General features: G+C 59.8%; 22 protein-coding genes. 7 read left to right on the forward strand and 15 right to left on the reverse strand.

Annotation, left to right across the window (positions count from 1 at the left end):
• Positions 1 to 117: 117 nt before the first annotated feature.
• The 4 genes from ABI546_RS00460 to ABI546_RS00475 form a co-directional block, all read right to left on the reverse strand.
• On the reverse strand, positions 118 to 1,212 hold the full coding sequence (locus ABI546_RS00460; protein WP_348042998.1) for a phosphotransferase: 1,095 nt from the start codon (positions 1,210 to 1,212) through the stop codon (positions 118 to 120).
• Between the two features lie 25 nt (positions 1,213 to 1,237).
• Complete coding sequence (locus ABI546_RS00465) at positions 1,238 to 1,963, reverse strand: Crp/Fnr family transcriptional regulator (protein ID WP_348043000.1); 726 nt, start codon at positions 1,961 to 1,963, stop codon at positions 1,238 to 1,240.
• A 156-nt stretch (positions 1,964 to 2,119) separates the two neighbouring features.
• A complete protein-coding gene (locus ABI546_RS00470) occupies positions 2,120 to 2,899 on the reverse strand; it encodes an enoyl-CoA hydratase (protein WP_348043002.1) in 780 nt (259 codons plus the stop codon).
• A gap of 156 nt (positions 2,900 to 3,055) precedes the next feature.
• Complete coding sequence (locus ABI546_RS00475) at positions 3,056 to 4,576, reverse strand: 3-hydroxyacyl-CoA dehydrogenase (RefSeq protein WP_348043004.1); 1,521 nt, start codon at positions 4,574 to 4,576, stop codon at positions 3,056 to 3,058.
• A gap of 57 nt (positions 4,577 to 4,633) precedes the next feature.
• On the opposite strand from ABI546_RS00475, the gene ABI546_RS00480 reads away from it, so the two are divergent.
• Positions 4,634 to 6,790, forward strand: a complete 2,157-nt coding sequence (locus ABI546_RS00480) for a hypothetical protein (protein ID WP_348043006.1) — start codon at positions 4,634 to 4,636, stop codon at positions 6,788 to 6,790.
• Positions 6,791 to 6,866: 76 nt separating this feature from the next.
• Here the strand turns inward: ABI546_RS00480 and ABI546_RS00485 are convergent, their stop codons facing one another.
• From ABI546_RS00485 to lexA, 3 genes are all read right to left on the reverse strand, one after another.
• Positions 6,867 to 7,874 (reverse strand): D-2-hydroxyacid dehydrogenase family protein, encoded by a 1,008-nt coding sequence (locus ABI546_RS00485; RefSeq protein ID WP_348043008.1) that lies wholly within the window; start codon positions 7,872 to 7,874, stop codon positions 6,867 to 6,869.
• Between the two features lie 161 nt (positions 7,875 to 8,035).
• Complete coding sequence (locus ABI546_RS00490) at positions 8,036 to 8,428, reverse strand: hypothetical protein (protein ID WP_348043010.1); 393 nt, start codon at positions 8,426 to 8,428, stop codon at positions 8,036 to 8,038.
• Between the two features lie 130 nt (positions 8,429 to 8,558).
• Positions 8,559 to 9,263 carry a transcriptional repressor LexA gene (lexA, locus tag ABI546_RS00495; RefSeq protein ID WP_348043012.1) on the reverse strand — a complete coding sequence of 235 codons (705 nt, stop codon included), beginning with the start codon at positions 9,261 to 9,263 and terminating at the stop codon, positions 8,559 to 8,561.
• A 137-nt stretch (positions 9,264 to 9,400) separates the two neighbouring features.
• On the opposite strand from lexA, the gene ABI546_RS00500 reads away from it, so the two are divergent.
• Positions 9,401 to 10,357 carry an asparaginase gene (locus ABI546_RS00500; protein WP_348043014.1) on the forward strand — a complete coding sequence of 319 codons (957 nt, stop codon included), beginning with the start codon at positions 9,401 to 9,403 and terminating at the stop codon, positions 10,355 to 10,357.
• A 90-nt stretch (positions 10,358 to 10,447) separates the two neighbouring features.
• On the opposite strand, the gene adk is transcribed toward ABI546_RS00500, so the two are convergent.
• The 6 genes from adk to ABI546_RS00530 form a co-directional block, all read right to left on the reverse strand.
• The gene (adk, locus tag ABI546_RS00505; RefSeq protein ID WP_348043016.1) at positions 10,448 to 11,104 is read right to left on the reverse strand and encodes an adenylate kinase; all 657 of its coding nucleotides are present in this window, start codon (positions 11,102 to 11,104) and stop codon (positions 10,448 to 10,450) included.
• A gap of 187 nt (positions 11,105 to 11,291) precedes the next feature.
• A complete protein-coding gene (kdsB, locus tag ABI546_RS00510; protein ID WP_348043018.1) occupies positions 11,292 to 12,050 on the reverse strand; it encodes a 3-deoxy-manno-octulosonate cytidylyltransferase in 759 nt (252 codons plus the stop codon).
• Positions 12,051 to 12,087: 37 nt separating this feature from the next.
• On the reverse strand, positions 12,088 to 12,270 hold the full coding sequence (locus ABI546_RS00515; protein WP_348043020.1) for a Trm112 family protein: 183 nt from the start codon (positions 12,268 to 12,270) through the stop codon (positions 12,088 to 12,090).
• A complete protein-coding gene (gene lpxK, locus ABI546_RS00520; protein ID WP_348043022.1) occupies positions 12,251 to 13,282 on the reverse strand; it encodes a tetraacyldisaccharide 4'-kinase in 1,032 nt (343 codons plus the stop codon). The genes ABI546_RS00515 and lpxK overlap by 20 nt, the downstream gene beginning before the upstream one ends.
• Positions 13,283 to 13,337: 55 nt before the next feature.
• A complete protein-coding gene (locus ABI546_RS00525) occupies positions 13,338 to 13,766 on the reverse strand; it encodes a biopolymer transporter ExbD (RefSeq protein ID WP_348043024.1) in 429 nt (142 codons plus the stop codon).
• Positions 13,763 to 14,398, reverse strand: a complete 636-nt coding sequence (locus ABI546_RS00530) for a MotA/TolQ/ExbB proton channel family protein (RefSeq protein ID WP_348043026.1) — start codon at positions 14,396 to 14,398, stop codon at positions 13,763 to 13,765. The genes ABI546_RS00525 and ABI546_RS00530 overlap by 4 nt, the downstream gene beginning before the upstream one ends.
• Before the next feature lie 340 nt (positions 14,399 to 14,738).
• Here ABI546_RS00530 and xseA point away from each other — a divergent pair, with 340 nt between their 5' ends.
• A complete protein-coding gene (gene xseA, locus ABI546_RS00535) occupies positions 14,739 to 16,058 on the forward strand; it encodes an exodeoxyribonuclease VII large subunit (protein ID WP_348043028.1) in 1,320 nt (439 codons plus the stop codon).
• A gap of 51 nt (positions 16,059 to 16,109) precedes the next feature.
• Positions 16,110 to 16,691, forward strand: a complete 582-nt coding sequence (locus ABI546_RS00540) for a Fe-Mn family superoxide dismutase (RefSeq protein ID WP_348043030.1) — start codon at positions 16,110 to 16,112, stop codon at positions 16,689 to 16,691.
• A 62-nt stretch (positions 16,692 to 16,753) separates the two neighbouring features.
• Here the strand turns inward: ABI546_RS00540 and ABI546_RS00545 are convergent, their stop codons facing one another.
• Together ABI546_RS00545 and ABI546_RS00550 are read right to left on the reverse strand one after the other, a co-directional pair.
• On the reverse strand, positions 16,754 to 17,161 hold the full coding sequence (locus ABI546_RS00545) for a DUF192 domain-containing protein (RefSeq protein WP_348043040.1): 408 nt from the start codon (positions 17,159 to 17,161) through the stop codon (positions 16,754 to 16,756).
• A gap of 182 nt (positions 17,162 to 17,343) precedes the next feature.
• Complete coding sequence (locus tag ABI546_RS00550; RefSeq protein ID WP_348043032.1) at positions 17,344 to 17,658, reverse strand: cell envelope biogenesis protein TolA; 315 nt, start codon at positions 17,656 to 17,658, stop codon at positions 17,344 to 17,346.
• A gap of 200 nt (positions 17,659 to 17,858) precedes the next feature.
• On the opposite strand from ABI546_RS00550, the gene icd reads away from it, so the two are divergent.
• The 3 genes from icd to ABI546_RS00565 all read left to right on the forward strand — a co-directional run.
• Positions 17,859 to 19,118 carry an NADP-dependent isocitrate dehydrogenase gene (gene icd, locus ABI546_RS00555; protein ID WP_348043034.1) on the forward strand — a complete coding sequence of 420 codons (1,260 nt, stop codon included), beginning with the start codon at positions 17,859 to 17,861 and terminating at the stop codon, positions 19,116 to 19,118.
• Positions 19,119 to 19,276: 158 nt separating this feature from the next.
• Positions 19,277 to 19,654: an ATP-dependent Clp protease adapter ClpS gene (clpS, locus tag ABI546_RS00560; RefSeq protein ID WP_348043036.1), complete on the forward strand. Its 378-nt coding sequence runs from the start codon at positions 19,277 to 19,279 to the stop codon at positions 19,652 to 19,654.
• A 68-nt stretch (positions 19,655 to 19,722) separates the two neighbouring features.
• Positions 19,723 to 20,044, forward strand: a 322-nt coding sequence (locus ABI546_RS00565; RefSeq protein ID WP_348043038.1) for a Clp protease N-terminal domain-containing protein, incomplete at its 3' end; no start/stop codon positions are given.

Consider the following 20,044-nt stretch of genomic DNA (forward strand, 5'->3'; position numbering starts at 1 on the left):
TGCTCGTCCATGAACTTGAGCAGGCGCGCCCGCAGTTCCTGTACTTTTGGGGTGTAGTTGAAGTCCATGAAATCTCCAAAAAAAGATGTGAGGCGATGTTGTTGTGAGGGCGGGCGGTTATCCGCCCTGGCTTTTCAGTGCAAAGTCCCAAGCCATGCGGGCCAGCAGTGGCGCGCCGGCAGCCGAGCTGACGGCCTGCGCGCTGGAGGCGGTGCCGGCCTCGACGCGCTTGGCAATGCCTTGCAGGATGGCCGCGATGCGAAACAGGTTGTAGGCCATGTAGAAATTCCAGTCGGCCTTGAGCGCTTCGGGGGTGGCAAGCCCCGTCCGTTCACAGTAAAGGCGTATGTAGTCGGGTTCGGTGGGAATGCCCAGGCTCTCCACATTCAGCCCGCCGATGCCGCGAAAGGCGCCGGGTGGAATATGCCAGGCCATGCAGTGGTAGCTGAAGTCGGCCAGCGGATGTCCCAGGGTTGAGAGTTCCCAGTCAAGTACGGCCAGCACGCGTGGCTCCGTGGGGTGAAAGAGCAGGTTGTCCAGCCGGAAGTCGCCGTGCACGATGGAGACCATGCTTTCGTCGCGTGCGCCGCCTGGGATGTTGGCGGGCAGCCATTGCATCAGGCTGTCCATCTCAGGAATAGGCTGGGTGATGGAGGCGGTGTACTGTTTGCTCCAGCGGCCGATCTGGCGCTCAAAATAGTTGCCGGGCTTGCCGTAGTCGGCTAGGCCTCGCTCAGCGAACTTCACCTTGTGCAGGGCGGCGACCACGCGGTTCATCTCGTTGTAGATTTCACCGCGCTGGGTATTGCTCATGCCGGGCAGGGACTGGTCCCAAAGTACACGGCCTTCAACGAACTCCATCACGTAGAAGGCGCGGCCGATCACGGACTCGTCTTCACAGAGGCAATACATTTTGGGCACCGGAACATCGGTGCCTTGCAGGCCCGTCATCACCTTGAATTCACGCTCGACCGCATGGGCCGACGGCAGCAGTTTGGCCACCGGTCCTGGCTTGGCACGCATCACATAAGACGCGCTGGGCGTGATCAGTTTGTAGGTCGGATTGGACTGGCCGCCTTTGAAAATCTCGACCGTGAGCGGGCCTTTGAAGCCGGGCAGGTGCTGGCCCAGGTAGGCGGTGAGCGCGTCAAGGTCAAAAGCGTGCGCGCCAGTAACAGCCCGCGTACCGACAAAGTGATCGAAGTTGCTCATGCGCTAACGCTGTCTCTGTTGATGTTTATTTGTCGATTTCGGCTTCGGAAATCCGCATCAGGGCTTGGCGGTTGCGCACCACCAGGCCACCCGGTTCGATGCGAATGGCCTCTTCCCGTTCCATGGACTTGAGCTCCTGGTTGACGCGCTGGCGCGAGGCGCCCAGCAACTGGGCCAGTTCCTCCTGGGCCAGCTGCAAGCCGATGCGAACTTCGCCGCCGTCCGCCAGGCTGGGGACGCCATAGCTGCGCACCAGGTGCAGCAACTGTTTGGCGAGCCGCGCCCGCAAAGGCAGGGTGTTGAGGTCTTCCACCAGACCGAAGAGTTGCCGTATGCGGCGGGCATGCAGGCGCAGAAGGGCTTCGTAAAGCTCCACGTGCTGACCCAGGATTTTGCGAAGGTCGGCTCGTGAAACACATAGCAGCGTGGTCTCGCCGTGCGCATAAGAGTCGTGAGTACGCCGTTCCCCGTCGAAAATTGCCACGTCGCCGACCCAGATGCCTGGCTCGACATAGGTCAGTGTGACTTGCTTGCCCGAGATCGACGTCGAGCTCACGCGAATAGCTCCCCGTGCGCAGGAAATCCATTCTTCCGGCGCATCGCCGCGCGCGCTGATGAGTTCGCCGTCTTTGTAGCGTTTGACGTAGGCGCATCGCAGTATGTCGTGCCTCAAGGATGGGGACAAGGATGAAAACCAGCGGCCGTTGTTAATGGCCTCTCGTTCCTCTATCGTAAGAATGGGATCGTCCATGGTCTGTCTTTTGAGTGACTAACAAGGCGCCCATTGTCGCTTGAGGGACGCGGGTGAGCCCCGCGGCCTGTCGCATGCGCGTCGCGCGGCGGAAATGCCGACAAAGACAGGATGACAGTGGGCCGGGCAGGGCGGATAGCCCCGGCCTTGCACCTGCTAGCGGTAGCGCGGCGTGCGCTTGGTCAGAAACGCGTCGATGCCTTCGCCAGCATTGGCGTCATGCAGATTACGCACAAAATGGTCGCGTTCGCGGGACAATTGCTCATTGAGCGTGCCGCCCGCTGCGTCGTTGATGAGCTCCTTGATGCTAGCCAGTACGTTGGGCGCCCGTGCATTGAGCTGTGCGGCCAGTTCAAGGGCTTGAGCCAGCGCATCGCCGGGGCCGGTGACGCGGTTCACAAGGCCGAACTCATGCAGCCGCTGGGGGCTGATGCGCTCACCGGCCATCAGCAGCTCGCTGGCCAGGGCCCGGGGCAGTGCCCTTGCCAAAGTCCAGCTGCCTCCGCCGTCGGGCGAGAGCGCGACGGTGCTGTACGACATGACAAATACGGCGTTATCCGCGGCCACAACGAAATCGCAAGCCAGCACCAGCGAGAACCCGGCACCAGCCGCCGCGCCTTCCACGGCCGCAATCACAGGCTTGGGATAAGTCCGGATGGTGTCGATCCAGTTGTGCAGGCCATCGATGCTTTGGGCCTGAACGTCGGGCGCTTCGCGCCGGTTCGCTTGCAGGCGCTGCAGATTGCCGCCTGCGCAGAACACCGCGCCTTCGCCGGTGATCACCACGCTGCGGACTTCGGGGTTGTTCTCGGCAGCGTTTAATGCCTCAACACCGGCGGCATAAATGTCGGGCCCGAGCGCGTTTTTGAATTCCGGGTTGCTGATCGTCAGGATCAGGGTTTGACCGTCACTCGTGCTTTTAATTGCGCCTGCCATGTCAGTTCTTTCCAAAAAAATATTGACACCCCCGTCGGATGCTCACTTCGTGTAGCACCTTCCCCCCTCAAGGGGGCGATGCCTGCGGCCTGGCAAAGCCAGTCCCGCGGCACCTGCTGGTGGGAACCTGCAAAATTGCGGCCTTTGTGGCTTGATTCACTCTTCTTGATGGCTCAGGCTCAGGCCGATGGCACCGCGGCGGCGCAGCCAAGGGGAAGGGCGGTAGCGCTGGTCACCGTACACGGTCTGCATGTTGAACAGCACTTCCAGCACATTGGTTGGACCGTAGCGGTCGCCCATGGCCAGGGGACCCATCGGGTAGCCCAGGCCCAGCGTCACTGCGGTCTCCAGGTCTTTCGGGCTGCAAATGCCTTGCTGGCAGATGTCGCAGGCAATGTTGACGATGGCGGCTACCACGCGCTGGGTGACAAAGCCGCCGCTGTCGCGGATCACGCTGACCGGTTTTCCGTCACGCGCAAACAAGGCATGGGCGGCATCGCGCATGTCCGTGCGGGTGGCTGGGTTGGTGGCCAGCACCCGCCGTTTCGTGGCGGCATCGTCAATCAGCATGTCGATGCCCACCGTGCGCGCCGGATCCAGCCGCTCCACGACGGCGACGGTGGTGATGTCAAAGCCCAGGGGCGCCACCAGCATCAGGGCTTGGGGCGAGGCGGAGGCGCCGGTTTCGATTTTGGCGCCGAGGTTTTTGAGCAACTGCAGCAGCTCTGAACGGCGTGAAGCACGGGGAGACACCCATACGGGCGGAATTTCAGCCACTTCCGGAACGGCGGGCTCGGCGGGCGCCTGTATGGCGCCGTCCGCATAGCGGTAAAAGCCTTCCCCGGTCTTGCGCCCCAGCATGCCGCCGGCCAGCCGCTGCGCGGTGATGACGCTGGGTCGGTAGCGAGCTTCTTCAAAGTATTGGTGGTAAATCGACTCCATTACGGGGTGCGACACATCCAGGGCGGTCAGATCCATCAGCTCGAAAGGCCCCAGCTTGAAACCGGCCTGGTCGCGCAGAATTCGGTCGATGGCGGCAAAGTCGGCAATGCCCTCGCTGACGATGCGCAGCGCTTCCGTGCCGTAGGCCCGCCCGGCGTGGTTGACGATGAAGCCGGGCGTGTCTTGCGCTTGCACAGGAGTGTGGCCCATTTGCCGCGCGTACTGGCTAAGCCCGGCGCAGACGGACGGGCTGGTTTTCAGGCCTGCGATCACCTCGACCACCTTCATCAGCGGCACGGGATTGAAGAAGTGAAAACCGGCCATACGCTCCGGGTGTTTGAGGGGCGCGGCAATGGCGGTTATGGACAGTGAGGAGGTGTTGCTCGCCAGCACGGTGTGCGCCGGCACCAGAGATTCCAGTTCAGCAAACAGCGCTTGTTTGACGTCCAGCCGTTCCACAATGGCTTCAACGATGAGGTCGCACTCCGCCAGATCGGCGAGGGTGGTGGCCAGCAGCAGCCGGTCTTTATGGCCCGCCGCGGTCGCCGCGTCAATGCGGCCCTTTTCCACCAGTTTGCCCCATTGCGTGCAAAGGGCCTCACGGGCTTTTTCAGCGGCGCCGATCTGGGTGTCGAGCAGTTTGACCATGCTCCCGGCCTGCGCTGCGATTTGTGCAATGCCGCGCCCCATGGCGCCCGTGCCAACTATTCCCACATTTTTGTAATTTACTTCCATGCCCGAATTATGGCCGAGCCTATTTGGCAGCAAGCACGTGGGAGAATTGCCCACCCCATGAAACTTGCCGAGAAGCCTCTCAAATATTTCCTTGGCGCCCTGTTGATGGGCGCTGCCGCCCACAGCGTGGCCTTGTCGCTGGGCCGCGTTCGCGGCGCCACCCTCGTCGGTCGCCCCCTTGACGTCACCTTGTCGGCGCAACTTGAAGGCTCCGAAGGGCTCGCCGCAGTCTGCGCGACGGCTGATGTGTTTTTTGGTGACAGCCAGGTTGCCCAGAACAGGGTGCGCCTGGTCACGGCGCAGGGAGCCAATGCCTCAGAGGCACTGATCCGGATTCGTACCACCACCAGCGTCGATGAACCCGTGGTAACGCTGTATGTACGCGAGGGCTGCCTGCAGAAAAGCACGCGCAAATACGTTCTTCTGGCGGAAATCGCCAGCGAAAATTCCAATTCAAACGCGGTTGTTGACACAGGGGTCATGGCCTCCTCGACAGCGGCCCGGGCACCTGGCGCCGCGAGCAGCGCAACAAATGGCGAATCAACCGCACCAACGGCGCCTGCGGCACCCAGCGCGCGCGCAGCCAGACAGACAAAACCCGGCAAAAATCGAACTTCTGGCGGCGTTGAGAGCCCGGGCACCGCTCCAGTAGCGCCTCTGTTGGCAATGCCTGCCGCTCGTGTGGCGGGCGCGCCCGCAAAAGCGGCGGCGCGCAAGCCGGGTTCACGTTTGAAACTCGACCCCATAGACCTGGCTGCCGCGCGTGATCCGGTACTTCGCGCTTCTCCGGAGCTCTTGACGGAGCCGTCAACAAACGCCCAGCAGCGCACCGCTGCCGCAGCGTTGTGGCAGGCGCTCAATGCCCAGCCGCAAGACATGGTGCGCGATAACCAGCGGCTGAAGTCGCTGGAAGCCGATGTGGCCGGCATGCTGGCGCAGAGTCAAAAGACCGAAAAAGCCGTTTTGGACATGCGCAGCCAGCTGGAACAGGCGCGCGGCGAACGCTACAACAACTGGCTGGTTTACACCTTGTCGGCCATTCTGGCTGCGGCCCTGCTAGCCGCCTTGGGGGTGTGGATACGAACCCGGCAAAACAGCCGTCGGCTCAGCCGCGGCTCGTGGTGGGGCAAAGAGTACGCCGAAGACAGTGCGCCTTATCTGACGGAAAGTCCCGCTACCGCTGCGGAAACTTTTGTGCGCAAGCCCCATGCAGATGCGTTGGGCAGTGCCCGAGCGTCGCTCGACTCGCTTGTCGATTTCGACACCAGCGAACCTTTTTCTCCCGCACCAAGCCGCATGCCAGCTGCTGGCGCTCAGGCGCGGCCGAGGTCTGGGGCCTCCAAATTTCCCGCTGAGTTCCTTCCCAGCCTGAGCGGCACGAGCAGCATGCCCCGGATAGTGAATGCCGAGGAGTTGTTTGACGTCCAGCAGCAAGCCGATTTCTTCCTGTCGCTCGGCCGTCCCGACAAGGCGGTGGAAGTACTGCATCACCACATCATGGACAACGTGGAGACGAGCGCGCTGGTCTATCTCGATTTGTTCGATCTTTATCACAGCCTGGGCCGCCGCGATGATTACGATACCTTGCGCGCGGACTTCAACAAGATGTTCAACGCAAAGGTACCGCCTTTCGATGAATACGCGGCGGATACGCATGACCTGGAGTTCTATACGACCGCGCTGTCGCGTATCGAGTCGCTTTGGCCTACGCCCAAGGTACTCGACGTGCTGGAGGAATCGATATTCCGCAAGCCGGATTCGCGGGGCGAAGTTTTCAGCCTCGCCGCTTACCGCGAATTGCTGCTGCTGCATTCCATCGCCAAGAAGATCGTGACCCGGTCCACCGATGCAGTGCAAGCGCCTGTCAAGGTGCCGGTTGCTGCAGGGGTGCCCACGATGCCGGACACTTTGCCGCGTGCAGCCGGTTTTGGACCCACCAGCATGCAACCTTTGTCCGCCCGTCTTCAGCCGGCTGTACCTGTGCCCGTGCTGCCACCTGCAGTTGAAGGCGTGCCTGACCCGACGCAGCCTCCTGTTTCAGCCCGCATCGGGCTCGACATTGATTTGAGTGTGGGCGAGAACGAGGGATTTGTTCCGCTTCCATCGCTAGAGACGGGCGCGCAATTGCCAGCAGCCGCCGACAGCAATCTCATTGAGTTCGATCTCGAAATTCCGGGCTCAGTGCCGGTCTCTTCGGTGCTGCCCAAGGCGTAAGTGGGGCTGGCGGGCACGCGTCGGGCGATCCCCTGGGTTAGTCTTTTTTCGGGGCAGCCAAAAGCGATGCCAAAAATCAACGACGCACTTGCAAGGCGCCGGGATTGACGATGTTGGTGGGCGTGCCTTTGATGAAGTTGACGACGTTGTCGAACGCCGCGCCAAAGTACAGCTCGTAGCTGTCCTGTTCAACATAGCCGATATGCGGCGTGCAAATGCAGTTTTCGAGGCGAAGCAACGCGTGGCCCTGCAGGATGGGTTCTGACTCAAAAACGTCGATGGCGGCCAGACCGGGGCGTCCGCGGTTGAGGGACGCGATCAATGCCTCCGGCTCGATCAGCTCCGCGCGGGAGGTATTGACCAGCAGGGAGGTGGTTTTCATGCGCGACAGGTCTTCCAGTGTGACGATGCCGCGGGTTTCTTCATTAAGCCGCAGATGTATGCTCAACACATCACTTTGCTCGAAGAACTCCGCTTTGTTGGCGGCCACTTCAAAGCCGTCCGCCTGCGCCCGCTCCAGTGAAGCGTCACGGCCCCAAATTACAACCCGCATGCCAAATGCCCTGCCGTAGCCGGCCACTATTTGCCCGATTTTTCCGTAGCTCCAGATACCCAGGGTCTTGCCCTTGAGGACGGATCCAATGCCAAAATTGGGCGGCATGGAGGCAGACTTAAGGCCCGCCTGCTGCCAGGCGCCATGCTTCAAATGGGCAACGTAGTGCGGGATGCGCCGCATGGCCGTCATTACCAGCGCCCACGCCAGTTCAGCGGGCGCAGTGGGAGATCCAATACCTTCGGCAACGGCGATTCCCCGTTCGGTGCAGGCTGCAACATCGACATGGCTTCCGACACGGCCAGTCTGGGCAATCAACTTGAGCTTGGGGAGTTTTTCAATGACCTGCCGGTTGAGCTGGGTCCGCTCCCGAATCAGGACGATGACGTCGGCGTCCTTGAGGCGGACGGACAGCTGGCCGATGCCTTTGACCGTATTGGTATAGACCTTGGCGGGGTAAGCTTCCAGCTTGGCGGCGCAGTTCAACTTGCGCACCGCATCCTGATAGTCGTCGAGAATCACAATATTCATGCCGATATTGTGCCTGCAAGATTTTTCTTCCTTGCGGCCAGGGCCACTTGCGCATGCCCATTTTGTATCGCAAGGAAACTTGGCCCGCAGCCTGCAAGTGCATGGGAGGCATGGGTTTCTTCCCCAGGTTACACGCCGGGCCTGCAGTGACTCTTGCGGTATTACTGCGCCGATGCCTCTCGTTGGCTCATGCGCTCAAGCTCCGCGCACACATCAGCCATACGTCCGGAGATCACCATGCGGCCAGCACATGCAGGACTGACGTTGGAGTCGAACTCGCGCACAACTCTGAGGCGGCTTGGGAGGGACAATTTGGCGGATGACCGGGGGGAGGGACCGCCAAATACATGGGTGGTCGAGCCGTGTGTGACGGCGCCATCGTCGGACGAAAAGGGAAGCGCAAGTTGGCGTCCTCCCAGGCGTGTGTTGGCAGATGCGGTACATCGGCCCGCGCCCGCCATGCCCGAAGCTGGCACAAACAAGGACACCAGCGCATGCACGGGGGCAAGCAGACCTGACAACATTGGTACGTGCGAAAAACTGATGATTCCCATGATGAACTCCTGTATGAGAGAGGTTTACACAGGCAGGATTGCGGCTGGCACTTTGCCAGCGAGGCCGCGGCACCAGGGTGTTGGCCATTAGCCAAACGCCCGCCACCTGGTGTGCGGCCAGATAAATAGGCTACATGAGCATGGTGTTGCGAATCAGGCCAACCGCCAGGCCTTCAAGCTCAAAAGGCTCGCCGGGTTCAACCACAATGGTTTTGAAATCCGGGTTCTCGGGCAGCAATTCAATCAAATGCTTGTTGCGGCGAAAGCGCTTGACGGTAACTTCGTCCCCCAGCCGGGCCACAACAATCTGGCCATTCTTGGCTTCCTTTGATTGTTTGACGGCCAGCAGGTCGCCGTCCATGATGCCGACGTCACGCATGCTCATGCCGCGAACCTTGAGCAGGTAGTCGGGCTGGCGTTGAAACAGGCTGCTTTCAAAATAATAGGTCTGTTCAACATGTTCCTGCGCGAGAATTGGGCTGCCAGCAGCAACCCGCCCCACCAATGGCAGGGCGAGTTGGGCCAGGCTTTGCAACGGCAGGGAAAACTGTTTCATTCTGGATTCGTTCAAGGTGCGAAGGGCGTCGTTGCGCAGACGGATGCCGCGCGACGTGCCACTGACCAGCTCGATGACGCCTTTACGGGCCAATGCCTGCAGGTGTTCTTCGGCGGCGTTGGCAGAGCGAAAGCCCAGTTCGGCGGCAATTTCGGCCCGGGTAGGCGGGGCACCGGTGCGAGCGATGGCGCTCTGGATCAATTCCAGAATTTGCTGCTGCCGCGCCGTCAGCTTGGGAGCTTCAGAAGGGAAATGCGGAAAATTGTCGAGAGTGCTCATCGCTGTTTTCTCCTTGAATTACGGCTGCAGCGGCCTGAACAGGGTTTGCTGGCTTGTGGTCTGTGGCATGCTGTAGCTGTTTTAATATCCAGTAGCTGTATTTTCATCCAGTTTTTGAAAGATTGCAAGTTCACTTTATGCATCCTCCAACAATAGTGATTCTGGGGACCGGCGGCACGATCGCTGGCCAGGCTGAAAGTGCCTCAGACAACATCGGCTATATCGCTGCCCAGGTGGGCGTAGACCAGTTGGTTGCGGCGATTCCGTCGCTTGCAGGATTTGGTTCGCTGATAACAGAACAGGTCGCGCAGGTCGACAGCAAGGACATGGGCTTTGAGGTCTGGATGCGTCTGGCGGCGCGGGTCAACCACTTCCTGGCTCAGCCGGCCGTGCGAGGCATTGTGATCACGCACGGTACAGATACGCTGGAGGAAACGGCTTATTTTCTTCATGCGGTATGCCGACCCGCGAAACCGGTGGTGCTGACCTGCGCCATGCGGCCAGCGACGGCCCTGGTGCCTGATGGCCCCCAAAACATGCTTGATGCCATGGCGGTGGCGAGCCACGCCGGAGCGCGAGGCGTGGTGGCGGTATGTGCCGGCACCATTCACAGCGCACTGGACGTGCAAAAGGTGCATACCTACAAGCTGGATGCTTTCAGCTCCGGGGACGCGGGGCCGATAGGCTATATCGAGGAAGGATCGCTGAAATTAATGCGAAACTGGCCTGAGGCCCAGGATGAGCGAGCGCAAGCAGCTATCAAATTCATAGCGAATGGGGCGACCTTGGCTGACTGGCCACGCGTTGAAGTGGTCATGAACCATGTCGGAGCGGGTGGCTCGGTTGTGGATGCCCTGCACGCGCACGGCGTTCAGGGGCTGGTGGTCGCGGCAACAGGTAATGGCACTTTGCACCATGAGCTTGAGGCGGCCTTGCTGCGAGTCCAAGCTGCGGGTGTGAAGGTTGTGCGCGCCACCCGGTGCCTCAATGGCCGGGTGTTGCCCACGCCTGGGGATGTTCTTCCCGATTCAAAGGGCTTAAGTCCCGTCAAGGCGCGCATCGAGATGATGCTTGAGTTGATGGCGACAAGTTAACAACGGCGTATCGCCACTCGCCCTGCAAGCGAAAATCAATAAAAAAGCCGTCGTGATGGACGGCTTTTGGGATAACTGATGCGACCCAAGTCAGCTCGACAAGGCCCTGAATGCCCGGTCCGTGATCTCGTCGACGCCGCCCATCCCGCTGATGGCACGGTATTTGGGGGCCAGGTCGGGCGTTGACTTGGCCCAGCTGGAGTAATACTCAACCAGCGGCCGGGTCTGGGCGCTGTAAACCTCGAGACGCTTGCGCACGGTTTCTTCCTTGTCGTCTTCGCGCTGGATCAGCGGTTCGCCGGTGACGTCGTCCTTGCCTTCTACTTTGGGGGGATTGAACTTGACGTGATAGGTACGGCCTGAAGCCGGATGTGACCGGCGTCCGCTCATGCGCTCAATGATGGCGTCGAAGGGGACGTCGATTTCAAGGACGTAATCCAGTTTGACGCCGGCCGACTTCATGGCTTCAGCCTGCGGGATGGTGCGGGGAAAGCCGTCGAACAAAAAACCTTTGGCACAGTCGCTTTGGGCGATGCGCTCTTTCACCAGGTTGATGATCAGGTCGTCATTGACCAAAGCGCCCGAGTCCATGATTTTTTTGGCCTCGATACCCAGCGGCGTACCCGCTTTCACCGCCGCACGAAGCATGTCGCCGGTGGAGATCTGGGGAATGCCGTATTTTTGGCAGATGAAGGTCGCTTGGGTCCCTTTGCCTGCGCCAGGCGCGCCCAACAAAATCAGTCTCATGGATGTCCTCGGATTTTATGAATTCATGAAGTCAGTCCGGGCCAGCTGACCGGTCTCTGCGGAACTGCTTGACAGGTATTGAGGGCCGCCAACACGTCTTGCAGGCCCCACACTTGCGTTTTTCCCAAGGATAGCATGCACCCCTGACAGCAACTTACGAGGGCGAAGTCAGGCCCCGGGGGACGAATCAGGAAAACAGTTTGCGCGCGAGGTCCAGGTCTTCCGGGGTGTCCACTCCCGGCCCCGGCGCGTCGCCGGTAATGTGAACCGCGATACGGTGGCCATGCCAGAGTGCCCGGAGTTGCTCTAAGCACTCCAGTTGCTCCAGGGGCGACTGGGAAAGGCGCGGAAATTCCTTCAGAAACCCCACGCGATAGCCATAGATGCCGACATGCCGGAGCGGCCGGGGGAGGCTGCTGCCGGCTTCCCACCACGCCTTGCCCGGAAAGTCGCGGGCTGCCGGAATGGCTGCGCGGCTGAAGTAGTGGGCGGTGCGGCGTGCGTCGAGCACGACCTTGACCACGTTGGGGTTGTTCAGCTCTTTCAGCGATTGGATGGCATGCGCCGCGGTGCTCATTGCGCAGTCCGGCCGCTCAGTGAGCAGGCGCGCGACTGCATCGATCAGCGCCGGATCAATCAAAGGTTCGTCACCTTGCACATTCACCACAATCGCGTCGTCTGCCAGTCCCAGGACGCTGCAGGCTTCCGCAAGGCGGTCGCTGCCGCTAGGGTGATCTTCGCGGGTCAGCACGGCAGCGACGCCGAAAGATGCGCATTTATCAACGATCTCGTTGCTGTCGGTGGCGACGACCGTTCGCAGTGCGGTACTTTGCATCGCGCGTTGGGCCACGCGCACAACCATGGGGGCACCGCCGATGTCTGCCAGCGGTTTGTTGGGCAGACGGGTCGATGCGAGCCTGGCCGGAATGAGGACCGTGAAGCTCATGCTTTGAGAGCTCCGCCGGCGTTTCTTGTGCGGCTGGTCACAGTCCGAGCTCTTCGTCGGTTAGGGTTCGCGCTTCGTTTTCCAGCAGAACGGGAATCCCGTCGCGCACCGGATAGGCGAGGCGGGCACTTCGGGAAACAAGTTCCTGTTTTTCCCGGTCATAGTCGAGCGGGCCTTTGGTCACAGGGCAGACCAGCAATTCAAGCAGTTTGGTGTCCATGGCCTGATGGTAAGGGAGAAATCAGCGGTGCCAGCCGGGCATCGAATGCGGCAAAAAAAGCCGTCTCGGGCGAAAACACCAAAGGCACGGCCAGCACCTCATGTCGTGAGGCTTGCGGCAGGGCAAAAAGCTTGACCGCATCTTTTTCGGTGCACAGCACCACGCAGCCCTCGAGCCCTTCAAGGTCTTGGTCGCTGAAGTCATGGTGGTCGGGTAGAGACGCGGTGGTTTGCAGCGTCAGCCCGATCTCCCTCAACATGTCAAAAAATGCGTCGGGGTTGGCAATCCCAGCCAACGCGGCCACGGGGCGAGCCCGCAGGCCGGCCAGCAAGACGGCTTCACCGCTGGCTGAATAAGCGTGCGTGTTCAGCTGCCGGGTAGACGCAAAGCCGTCAAAGGCAGGCTTTTTCCCTGTGTGTAACACCAAACTCGGGTCAAAGCGCAGGCGGTCGGGCCAGGCCTCTCGCAACGGGCCCGCGGGCAGCAGCCAGCCGTTTCCCACACCGCGGTCGTCGAACACGGCAATCTCGATGTCGCGTTGCAAGGCGTAATGTTGCAGCCCATCGTCGCAAACCACAACCGCCGTAGCAGGATGCGCAGCCAGCAGCACGCGCACAGCCTCTGTGCGACTGCGGGCGACAAAAACGGGGGCGCTTGTTGCGCGCTTGATCAGGGCCGGCTCGTCGCCGGTGCGCGAGGGTGAAGCGCCCGGCGTCACCTCCAGGCAGTCATTGCCCTGCCGTCCATAACCTCGAGAGACGACTCCAACGGGTATCTGCTGCGCCTGAAGATGCTTGACGAGGGCGATGACCAGCGGTGTTTTTCCGGCGCCGCCTGCCACGACGTTGCCGACCACCACGACTGGAACCCCAAAGCGTTCCGAAGAAAAAATGTGATGGCGATACAGGGCGCGGCGCAATAGCACAGCCAGGCCGTAGGCCAGTGAAAGGGGGTAGAGCAGCCATGCCAGCCAACCCCGCGCGTGCCACGCGTTCTGCAATATGTCTTTCACGCGGGGCTCGCCATTTCACCGCGTCGGCTGAATGCAATGGCCAATTTGCCCTGGCCTATCTGGCCCCGGCCTGTGCGGCGCTTTGCGTTGCAAATGTGATTTGCGTCAGCCCCTGGCGGCGTGCGGCCTCCATCACCGTAATGACGGCCTGGTGCGTGGCATTGGCGTCGGCGCTGATGATGATGACGCTTTCTTTGCCGGCCTTGGCCGCCTCGGACAGTGCGGCGCCCAGCGCGTCCAGGCCGCGGCCTTCCACCAGGGTCTTGTTGACCATATAGCGCCCATCGCTGCTCACGGCGACGATGACTTCCCTGGGATAGTCGCGCTGCTGTTCGGCGTTGGCAATTGGCAGTTTGACCTGTAGCTCGGTGAATTTGCTGTAGGTCGTGGAAAGCATCAGGAAGATCAGCACCACCAGCAGCACGTCGATGAAGGGGATCAGGTTGATCTCCGGCTCATCATGGGGATGAGGACGGAAGTTCATTTCCGAAGGGTGTTGAGGTGGCGCACAAAACGCTCGGCCGCCAGTTCCATGGTCAGCAGGTAGCCGTCCACGCGCGCCCGGAAGTAGCGCCAGAAAATCAGCGAGGGAATGGCCACCATCAACCCGAAGGCCGTGTTGTAAAGCGCGATCGAGATGCCTTGCGCCAACTGGGCCGGATTACCACCCGCTGGACTGCTGACGCCGCCGCCCGCTTGCGAACCGAAAATTTCGATCATGCCGATGACCGTGCCCAGCAGGCCAAGCAAGGGTGCGGCAGAAGCAATGGTTGCCAAGGCTGCGAGGTACCGCTCCAGCTTGTGAGCCGCTTTGCGTCCCGCGCCTTCCAGCGTGGAACGCAGGTCGTCCTCACTGATTCGGGGGTTGGTATTGAGTGCACGGAAGCCGCTGGCAAGCACTTCACCGAGCAACGAATTTTGCTCAAGCTGTGCGACGACATCGGGAGACGGCACAGAGGCCCGAGAGACGGTGATGGCTTCGTCAAGCAGCTTGGCCGGTGCGACCTTTCTGGTTTTTAGGCTCGTAAAGCGCTCTATCACCAGCGCGAGGGCCAAGACAGAGCAGGCGACCAGGGGCCAAATGGGCCAACCTGCGGCTTGTATGATCGAAAACAATGCACATCTCCAGGCAGTAAGTTGTGGTGGATTATGGCTTACAGAAATTGGCATTTCCGCGCGGCGCGTCCGGCTTTTAAAAATGACGGCAGAAGCGTCCTTTGTCAGACGTAGCCCACAGAAGCTGTGGATAACTTTGTTAGCAACTGGTGGCGCGGAGCCCCGCAAGCCGCACCAGATCGTGCATGTGACAGAACGATGAAATTTTGAGCAGAATTAAGTTATTCAAAATCAATGAGTTACACGCATTTGTCTCGGTATCCACGTGGGGTCATTGCTTTGGGCCTTGAAGCAGGGCGTTCTGTGGAGTATTACACCCCCAATCTCAGGGGGATTAAGCGTGCTTGATACGTCGTTCGATTCTGATAGCGCTCCACTGGCTGTGCGCGGATCGGGTACCCGGGTGTGGCCTGTCGGGTCTTTGCTGCGGGCCATTGCAGACAGCCTTGAAGCGCGATTCAACCCCGTCGCCGTGCAGGGCGAGCTCAGTGGGTTTTCGCGTGCTGCCAGTGGCCACTGCTACTTTTCACTCAAGGATGAACAGGGACAGGTCCGCTGTGCCATGTTTCGGCGAGCCGCCACTTTGCTGGACTTTCCCCCCCGAGATGGCCAATTGGTGGAGCTTCGGGGTCGGCTGGGTGTTTATGAGCCGCGCGGCGAACTGCAACTGGTCGTGGAGTCGATGCGCCAGGCGGGACAGGGCAATCTGTTTGAGCAGTTCCTGCTGCTCAAAGCACGGCTGGAAGCTGAAGGGCTTTTCGACTCAGATCGTAAAAGGCCCTTGCCTTTGTTGCCGCGCGCCATCGGGGTTGTCACCTCACTGGGGGCCGCAGCTTTGCACGACGTCGTCAGCGCGCTGCAGCGTCGTGTGCCGCACATACCGGTGGTGATTTACCCCGCGAGCGTGCAAGGCGGGCAGGCGGCAGGAGAGCTGCGTGCCGCGTTGCTCAAGGCCTATCAACGGCGGTCGCTGGATCATGTCGATGTTCTCCTGGTCGTACGCGGTGGCGGCGCCATGGAGGATCTGTGGGCCTTCAATGATGAGCAACTCGCCCGGCTCATTGCGGAATCACCCATGCCGGTGATCAGCGGCGTGGGACACGAAACCGACTTCACGATTGCCGACTTTTGCGCCGATATGCGTGCGCCTACCCCCACAGCTGCGGCAGAGTTGTGCGCGCAACCCCAAAGCGCCTGGCTGGGCGTACTTGGCCAAGCCGTGACGCGTCTGCAAAATGGGGTCGACCGGCAACTGCAGTCGCATAGCCAGCGCCTGGACTGGGCGGCTTCCCGGGTCAGCCGGCCGTCGCATCTTGTGACCCGGCAGCATGCCCGCCTGGCAGGGCTTGGGCAGAGCTTGAACCATGCGATGCATTCGGCCTTGCAGCACGAACAGCGCAAGCTGCAGGCCTTGGGTCGCGATTTCCCGCACGAGGTAGAGGGCTGCCTGCAGCGTGGCCGGCAACGCATTGAGCGCGCGCTGCTGAGGCTGGAACTGTTGGACCCCAAACTGGTGTTAAAGCGCGGTTACGCCTGGCTGGCCGATCTGCAGGGACAGCCGCTTACCAGCCGGGAGAAGACGCATTTGGGCCAGGCGGTACGCGCTACCCTTGCCGACGGCGAGGTCGATTTGACGGTTTCTGCGCGCCGGTTGATTTAGTTTTTACAATGACAGAGTCAAGCAGTTTATTCAACACCACGAGGAAAAATCATGGAACACAAACTCCCCCCGCTCCCTTACCCCATCGACGCCCTGGCGCCGCATTACAGCCAGGAAGCCTTTGAATACCATCACGGCAAGCACCACAACGCTTACGTGGTGAACCTCAATAACCTGCAAAAGGGCACAGAGTTTGAGGCCATGACGCTTGAAGAGATCGTCAAGAAATCCAGTGGCGGCGTCTATAACAACGCGGCGCAGATCTGGAATCACACCTTCTTCTGGAATTGCATGAAGCCAGCCGGCGGCGGCGAGCCCGGCGGCGCGCTGGCTGCAGCCATCAATGCGAAGTTCGGTTCTTACGCAGCTTTCAAGGAAGCGTTCGTCAAGTCCGCCGTTGGCAACTTCGGTTCCGGCTGGACTTGGCTTGTGAAAAAAGCCGATGGCACCGTGGACATCGTCAACACCGGTCCTGCTGGCACACCCCTCACCACTGCCGACAAGGCTCTGTTGACGGTCGATGTCTGGGAACACGCCTACTACATCGATTACCGCAATCTGCGTCCCAAGTTTGTGGAGACCTTCCTCTCCAACCTGGTGAACTGGGGCTTTGCCGAAGCCAACTTCGCCTGAGCAACGCTCTCGCATAAAAAAGCCGACTCACAGCCGGCTTTTTTTGTTTCAAGCGCCAGAAATCAACGTCTCGCCTCGAAAATCGTACCGCCGAGTTTGCTGCCGGCCTTGATACCTTTTCGTGCAAACCATCCTTTGTTCATTTCCAGCACAAAGCGCACCGGCTGGGCGGAGCAGTGCGGGTCAGTGGTTTGCGGCTTCATGTCGGCGAGGTTCACGATGGTGCCGTCGTCAGCCACAAAGGCTGCGGTCAACGGCAACAGGGTGTTTTTCATCCAGAAGCACTGCCGAGCCGGCTGCTCGAAGACAAAGATCATGCCTTCCTGCTGGGGCATGTCCTTGCGAAACATCAGGCCAATCTGCCGCTGTTCGGGCGTGAGCGCGACCTGCGCATCAATCAGGCGCATGCCGGCTGACAGTTTGACGCGCTGCAGATTCATCTGGGGTCCGTCCTGGGCCCAAACGACCATAGGCGAGAGGAGGGCGGCGAGCGCCAGCACATGAACAATGCTCTTGTGCATGCCGCGAAAAAAGACCGTGCCGGGTTTGAAGAACATAAAGTCACCATGCATGAAGTTGATCTGTCAGCATAAACGACGGACATAAAAAATGCCCGCACAGGGCGGGCATTTTTGACCGAAGTCACCAGGAATTACTTCTTGGCTTCAGCTTTTGCTTTTTTTGCGGCAGCAGCTTCAGCTTTCTTGGCTGCAGCGGCTTCAGCTTTTGCTTTCTTGTCGGCAGCAGCTTTTTCTTTCTTGGCGGCCTTGGCAGCAGCTTTTTCTTCTTTGGTCATTTTGGCAGGCTTGGCTTCGGCCTTGACTTCAGCTTTGGCAGCAGGAGCAGCAGGCATTGCGGCAACAGCTGGGGCTGCTGGCTTGGCTGGGGTAGCAGCAGGAGCGGAAGCTTGTGCGAAAGCACCAGCAGCGAAGAGGCCAGCGATCAAAGCAGCGAGGATCTTGTTCATTTGGAATTTCCTTTTGATAACGTTATTGGAAAAAAATACCCCGAACTTCTCGGAGGCCTTACCGTAACGAGGTCGGTTCCAAAGCCGTTGACAGATGTGCTCAAATTCTTTTGAAGAATCCTTTTACGGCTAGAATTTAGGGGTTTTTACCTAACTGTTGCGTGGCGCGCCCTTGGACGCCTTGCGCTTACCGGAGACTTTTGTTCATGTATCAGCACATCAAGGTGCCTTCCCAAGGCCAAAAAATCACCGTCAATGCCGACAACTCGTTGAACGTACCCGACGAACCCATCATTCCGTTCATTGAAGGTGACGGCACCGGCGCGGACATCACGCCGGTCATGCTCAAAGTGGTTGATGCTGCTGTTGCCAAAGCCTACGGCGGCAAGAAAAAGATCCACTGGATGGAAGTGTTTGCCGGTGAAAAGTCCACCAAGGTCTACGGTCCGGACGTCTGGTTGCCAGAAGAAACCCTGCATGCTGTTCGCGATTACGTCGTATCGATCAAGGGCCCACTGACGACCCCCGTAGGCGGCGGTATCCGCAGCCTGAACGTCGCGCTGCGCCAGGAGCTGGACCTCTACGTCTGCTTGCGCCCCATTCAATATTTCAAGGGTGTTCCTTCGCCCGTGAAAGAGCCGCACAAGACCCACATGGTCATCTTCCGTGAAAACTCGGAAGACATCTACGCCGGCATCGAATTCGAATCCGGCAGCGACAAGGCCAAAAAACTCATCAAGTTCCTGCAGGACGAGATGGGCGTCAAGAAAATCCGTTTCCCGAACACGTCCGGTATCGGCATCAAGCCGGTTTCCAGCGAAGGTACCGAGCGTCTGGTGCGCAAGGCGATCCAATATGCCATCGACAATGACAAACCCAGCGTGACCATCGTTCACAAGGGCAACATCATGAAGTTCACCGAAGGCGGTTTCCGTGACTGGGCTTACGCTCTGGCCAAAAAGGAATTCGGCGCGGTGGAAATCGACGGCGGCCCATGGATGAAGTTCAAGAATCCCAAGACCGGCAAGGAAATCACCGTCAAGGACAGCATTGCTGACGCCTTCCTGCAGCAAATTCTGTTGCGTCCCGCCGAATACAGCGTGATCGCCACCCTCAACCTGAACGGCGACTACGTGTCCGACGCGCTGGCAGCCCAGGTTGGCGGCATCGGTATTGCTCCCGGTGCAAACCTGAGCGACACCGTCGCCATGTTTGAAGCCACCCACGGCACTGCGCCGAAGTACGCCGGCAAGGACTACGTGAACCCCGGTTCCGAAATCCTCTCGGCAGAAATGATGCTGCGCCATATGGGCTGGACGGCAGCCGCCGACCTCATCATCAGCTCGATGGAAAAATCCATTGATTCGAAAAAGGTGACGTATGACTTCGCCCGCCTCATGGAAGGCGCAACGCAGGTCAGCTGCTCCGGCTTCGGCCAGGTCATGATCGACCACATGTAAAGCAGGCGAGCCGCTTTTTTTAAAAACCGCCCGGGAGAAATCCTGTGGCGGTTTTTTCTTTGCCGCCGAATGAAAAATATCACGCTTGAATGTCGCGTTCCCGCCACCAATTTCCCTACCAGGCGCACTGAACTACATCGGTGGCTAGAATGAATTCCATGGCAACCAAGTCTCCCAAGTCCCCAAACTCTCCCGTGCAGCCCCCGCGACCGGCTGTCAAGCCCGACAACGGCAATGGGGGAGAGTCGGTGGTGTTGGAGCGCCGCCCGCAAAAGACCCAGCCCCCGCAGATGTACCAGGTGGTGCTGCTCAATGACGACTACACCCCGATGGAGTTCGTGGTGGTGGTGATCCAGGAGTTTTTCAACAAAGACCTGGAAACCGCCACCCAGATCATGCTGAAGATCCATCTGGATGGCAAAGGTGTCTGCGGCGTGTTTTCCAAGGATGTGGCCGCGACCAAGGTGGACCAGGTCACCGAAGCCGCCCGTAAAAACGGTCATCCACTGCAGTGTGTCAGCGAGCCCATTGAATAATCGCGAATCCGGCCAATATTCCCTTCATAAGTCAGTAAAGTTAACCCAAGCAAGCCGAAAGGAAGATCATGATTGCCCAGGAACTAGAAGTCAGCTTGCACATGGCGTTTGTCGAGGCGCGGCAGCAGCGCCACGAGTTCATCACCGTTGAGCATCTTTTGCTTGCCTTGCTGGACAACCCCAGTGCAGCCGAGGTATTGCGCGCCTGCTCGGCCAATGTGGACGATTTGCGCAAGTCGTTGGCCAACTTCATCAAGGACAACACGCCCCAGGTTGCCGGCACCGATGATGTCGACACACAGCCCACGCTGGGTTTCCAGCGTGTGATCCAGCGGGCCATCATGCATGTGCAGTCCACCGGCAATGGCAAGAAGGAAGTCACCGGCGCCA

The sequence above is a fragment of the Polaromonas sp. genome (assembly GCF_039932935.1).
Taxonomy (GTDB): Bacteria; Pseudomonadota; Gammaproteobacteria; order Burkholderiales; family Burkholderiaceae_C; genus Polaromonas.

Excerpts from the sequence above, each read along its gene's own strand:
- ABI546_RS00460 (WP_348042998.1), bottom strand. The coding sequence starts at position 1,212 with ATGAGCAACTTCGATCACTTTGTCGGTACGCGGGCTGTTACTGGCGCG.
- ABI546_RS00515 (WP_348043020.1), bottom strand. The coding sequence starts at position 12,270 with ATGGACACCAAACTGCTTGAATTGCTGGTCTGCCCTGTGACCAAAGGC.
- ABI546_RS00480 (WP_348043006.1), top strand. The coding sequence starts at position 4,634 with ATGAAACTTGCCGAGAAGCCTCTCAAATATTTCCTTGGCGCCCTGTTG.
- lexA (WP_348043012.1), bottom strand. The coding sequence starts at position 9,263 with ATGAGCACTCTCGACAATTTTCCGCATTTCCCTTCTGAAGCTCCCAAG.
- kdsB (WP_348043018.1), bottom strand. The coding sequence starts at position 12,050 with ATGAGCTTCACGGTCCTCATTCCGGCCAGGCTCGCATCGACCCGTCTG.
- ABI546_RS00545 (WP_348043040.1), bottom strand. The coding sequence starts at position 17,161 with ATGGTCGTTTGGGCCCAGGACGGACCCCAGATGAATCTGCAGCGCGTC.
- ABI546_RS00525 (WP_348043024.1), bottom strand. The coding sequence starts at position 13,766 with ATGAACTTCCGTCCTCATCCCCATGATGAGCCGGAGATCAACCTGATC.
- ABI546_RS00465 (WP_348043000.1), bottom strand. The coding sequence starts at position 1,963 with ATGGACGATCCCATTCTTACGATAGAGGAACGAGAGGCCATTAACAAC.
- ABI546_RS00490 (WP_348043010.1), bottom strand. The coding sequence starts at position 8,428 with ATGGGAATCATCAGTTTTTCGCACGTACCAATGTTGTCAGGTCTGCTT.
- ABI546_RS00485 (WP_348043008.1), bottom strand. The coding sequence starts at position 7,874 with ATGAATATTGTGATTCTCGACGACTATCAGGATGCGGTGCGCAAGTTG.
- ABI546_RS00540 (WP_348043030.1), top strand. The coding sequence starts at position 16,110 with ATGGAACACAAACTCCCCCCGCTCCCTTACCCCATCGACGCCCTGGCG.
- ABI546_RS00550 (WP_348043032.1), bottom strand. The coding sequence starts at position 17,658 with ATGAACAAGATCCTCGCTGCTTTGATCGCTGGCCTCTTCGCTGCTGGT.
- ABI546_RS00500 (WP_348043014.1), top strand. The coding sequence starts at position 9,401 with ATGCATCCTCCAACAATAGTGATTCTGGGGACCGGCGGCACGATCGCT.
- ABI546_RS00475 (WP_348043004.1), bottom strand. The coding sequence starts at position 4,576 with ATGGAAGTAAATTACAAAAATGTGGGAATAGTTGGCACGGGCGCCATG.
- adk (WP_348043016.1), bottom strand. The coding sequence starts at position 11,104 with ATGAGACTGATTTTGTTGGGCGCGCCTGGCGCAGGCAAAGGGACCCAA.
- ABI546_RS00470 (WP_348043002.1), bottom strand. The coding sequence starts at position 2,899 with ATGGCAGGCGCAATTAAAAGCACGAGTGACGGTCAAACCCTGATCCTG.
- clpS (WP_348043036.1), top strand. The coding sequence starts at position 19,277 with ATGGCAACCAAGTCTCCCAAGTCCCCAAACTCTCCCGTGCAGCCCCCG.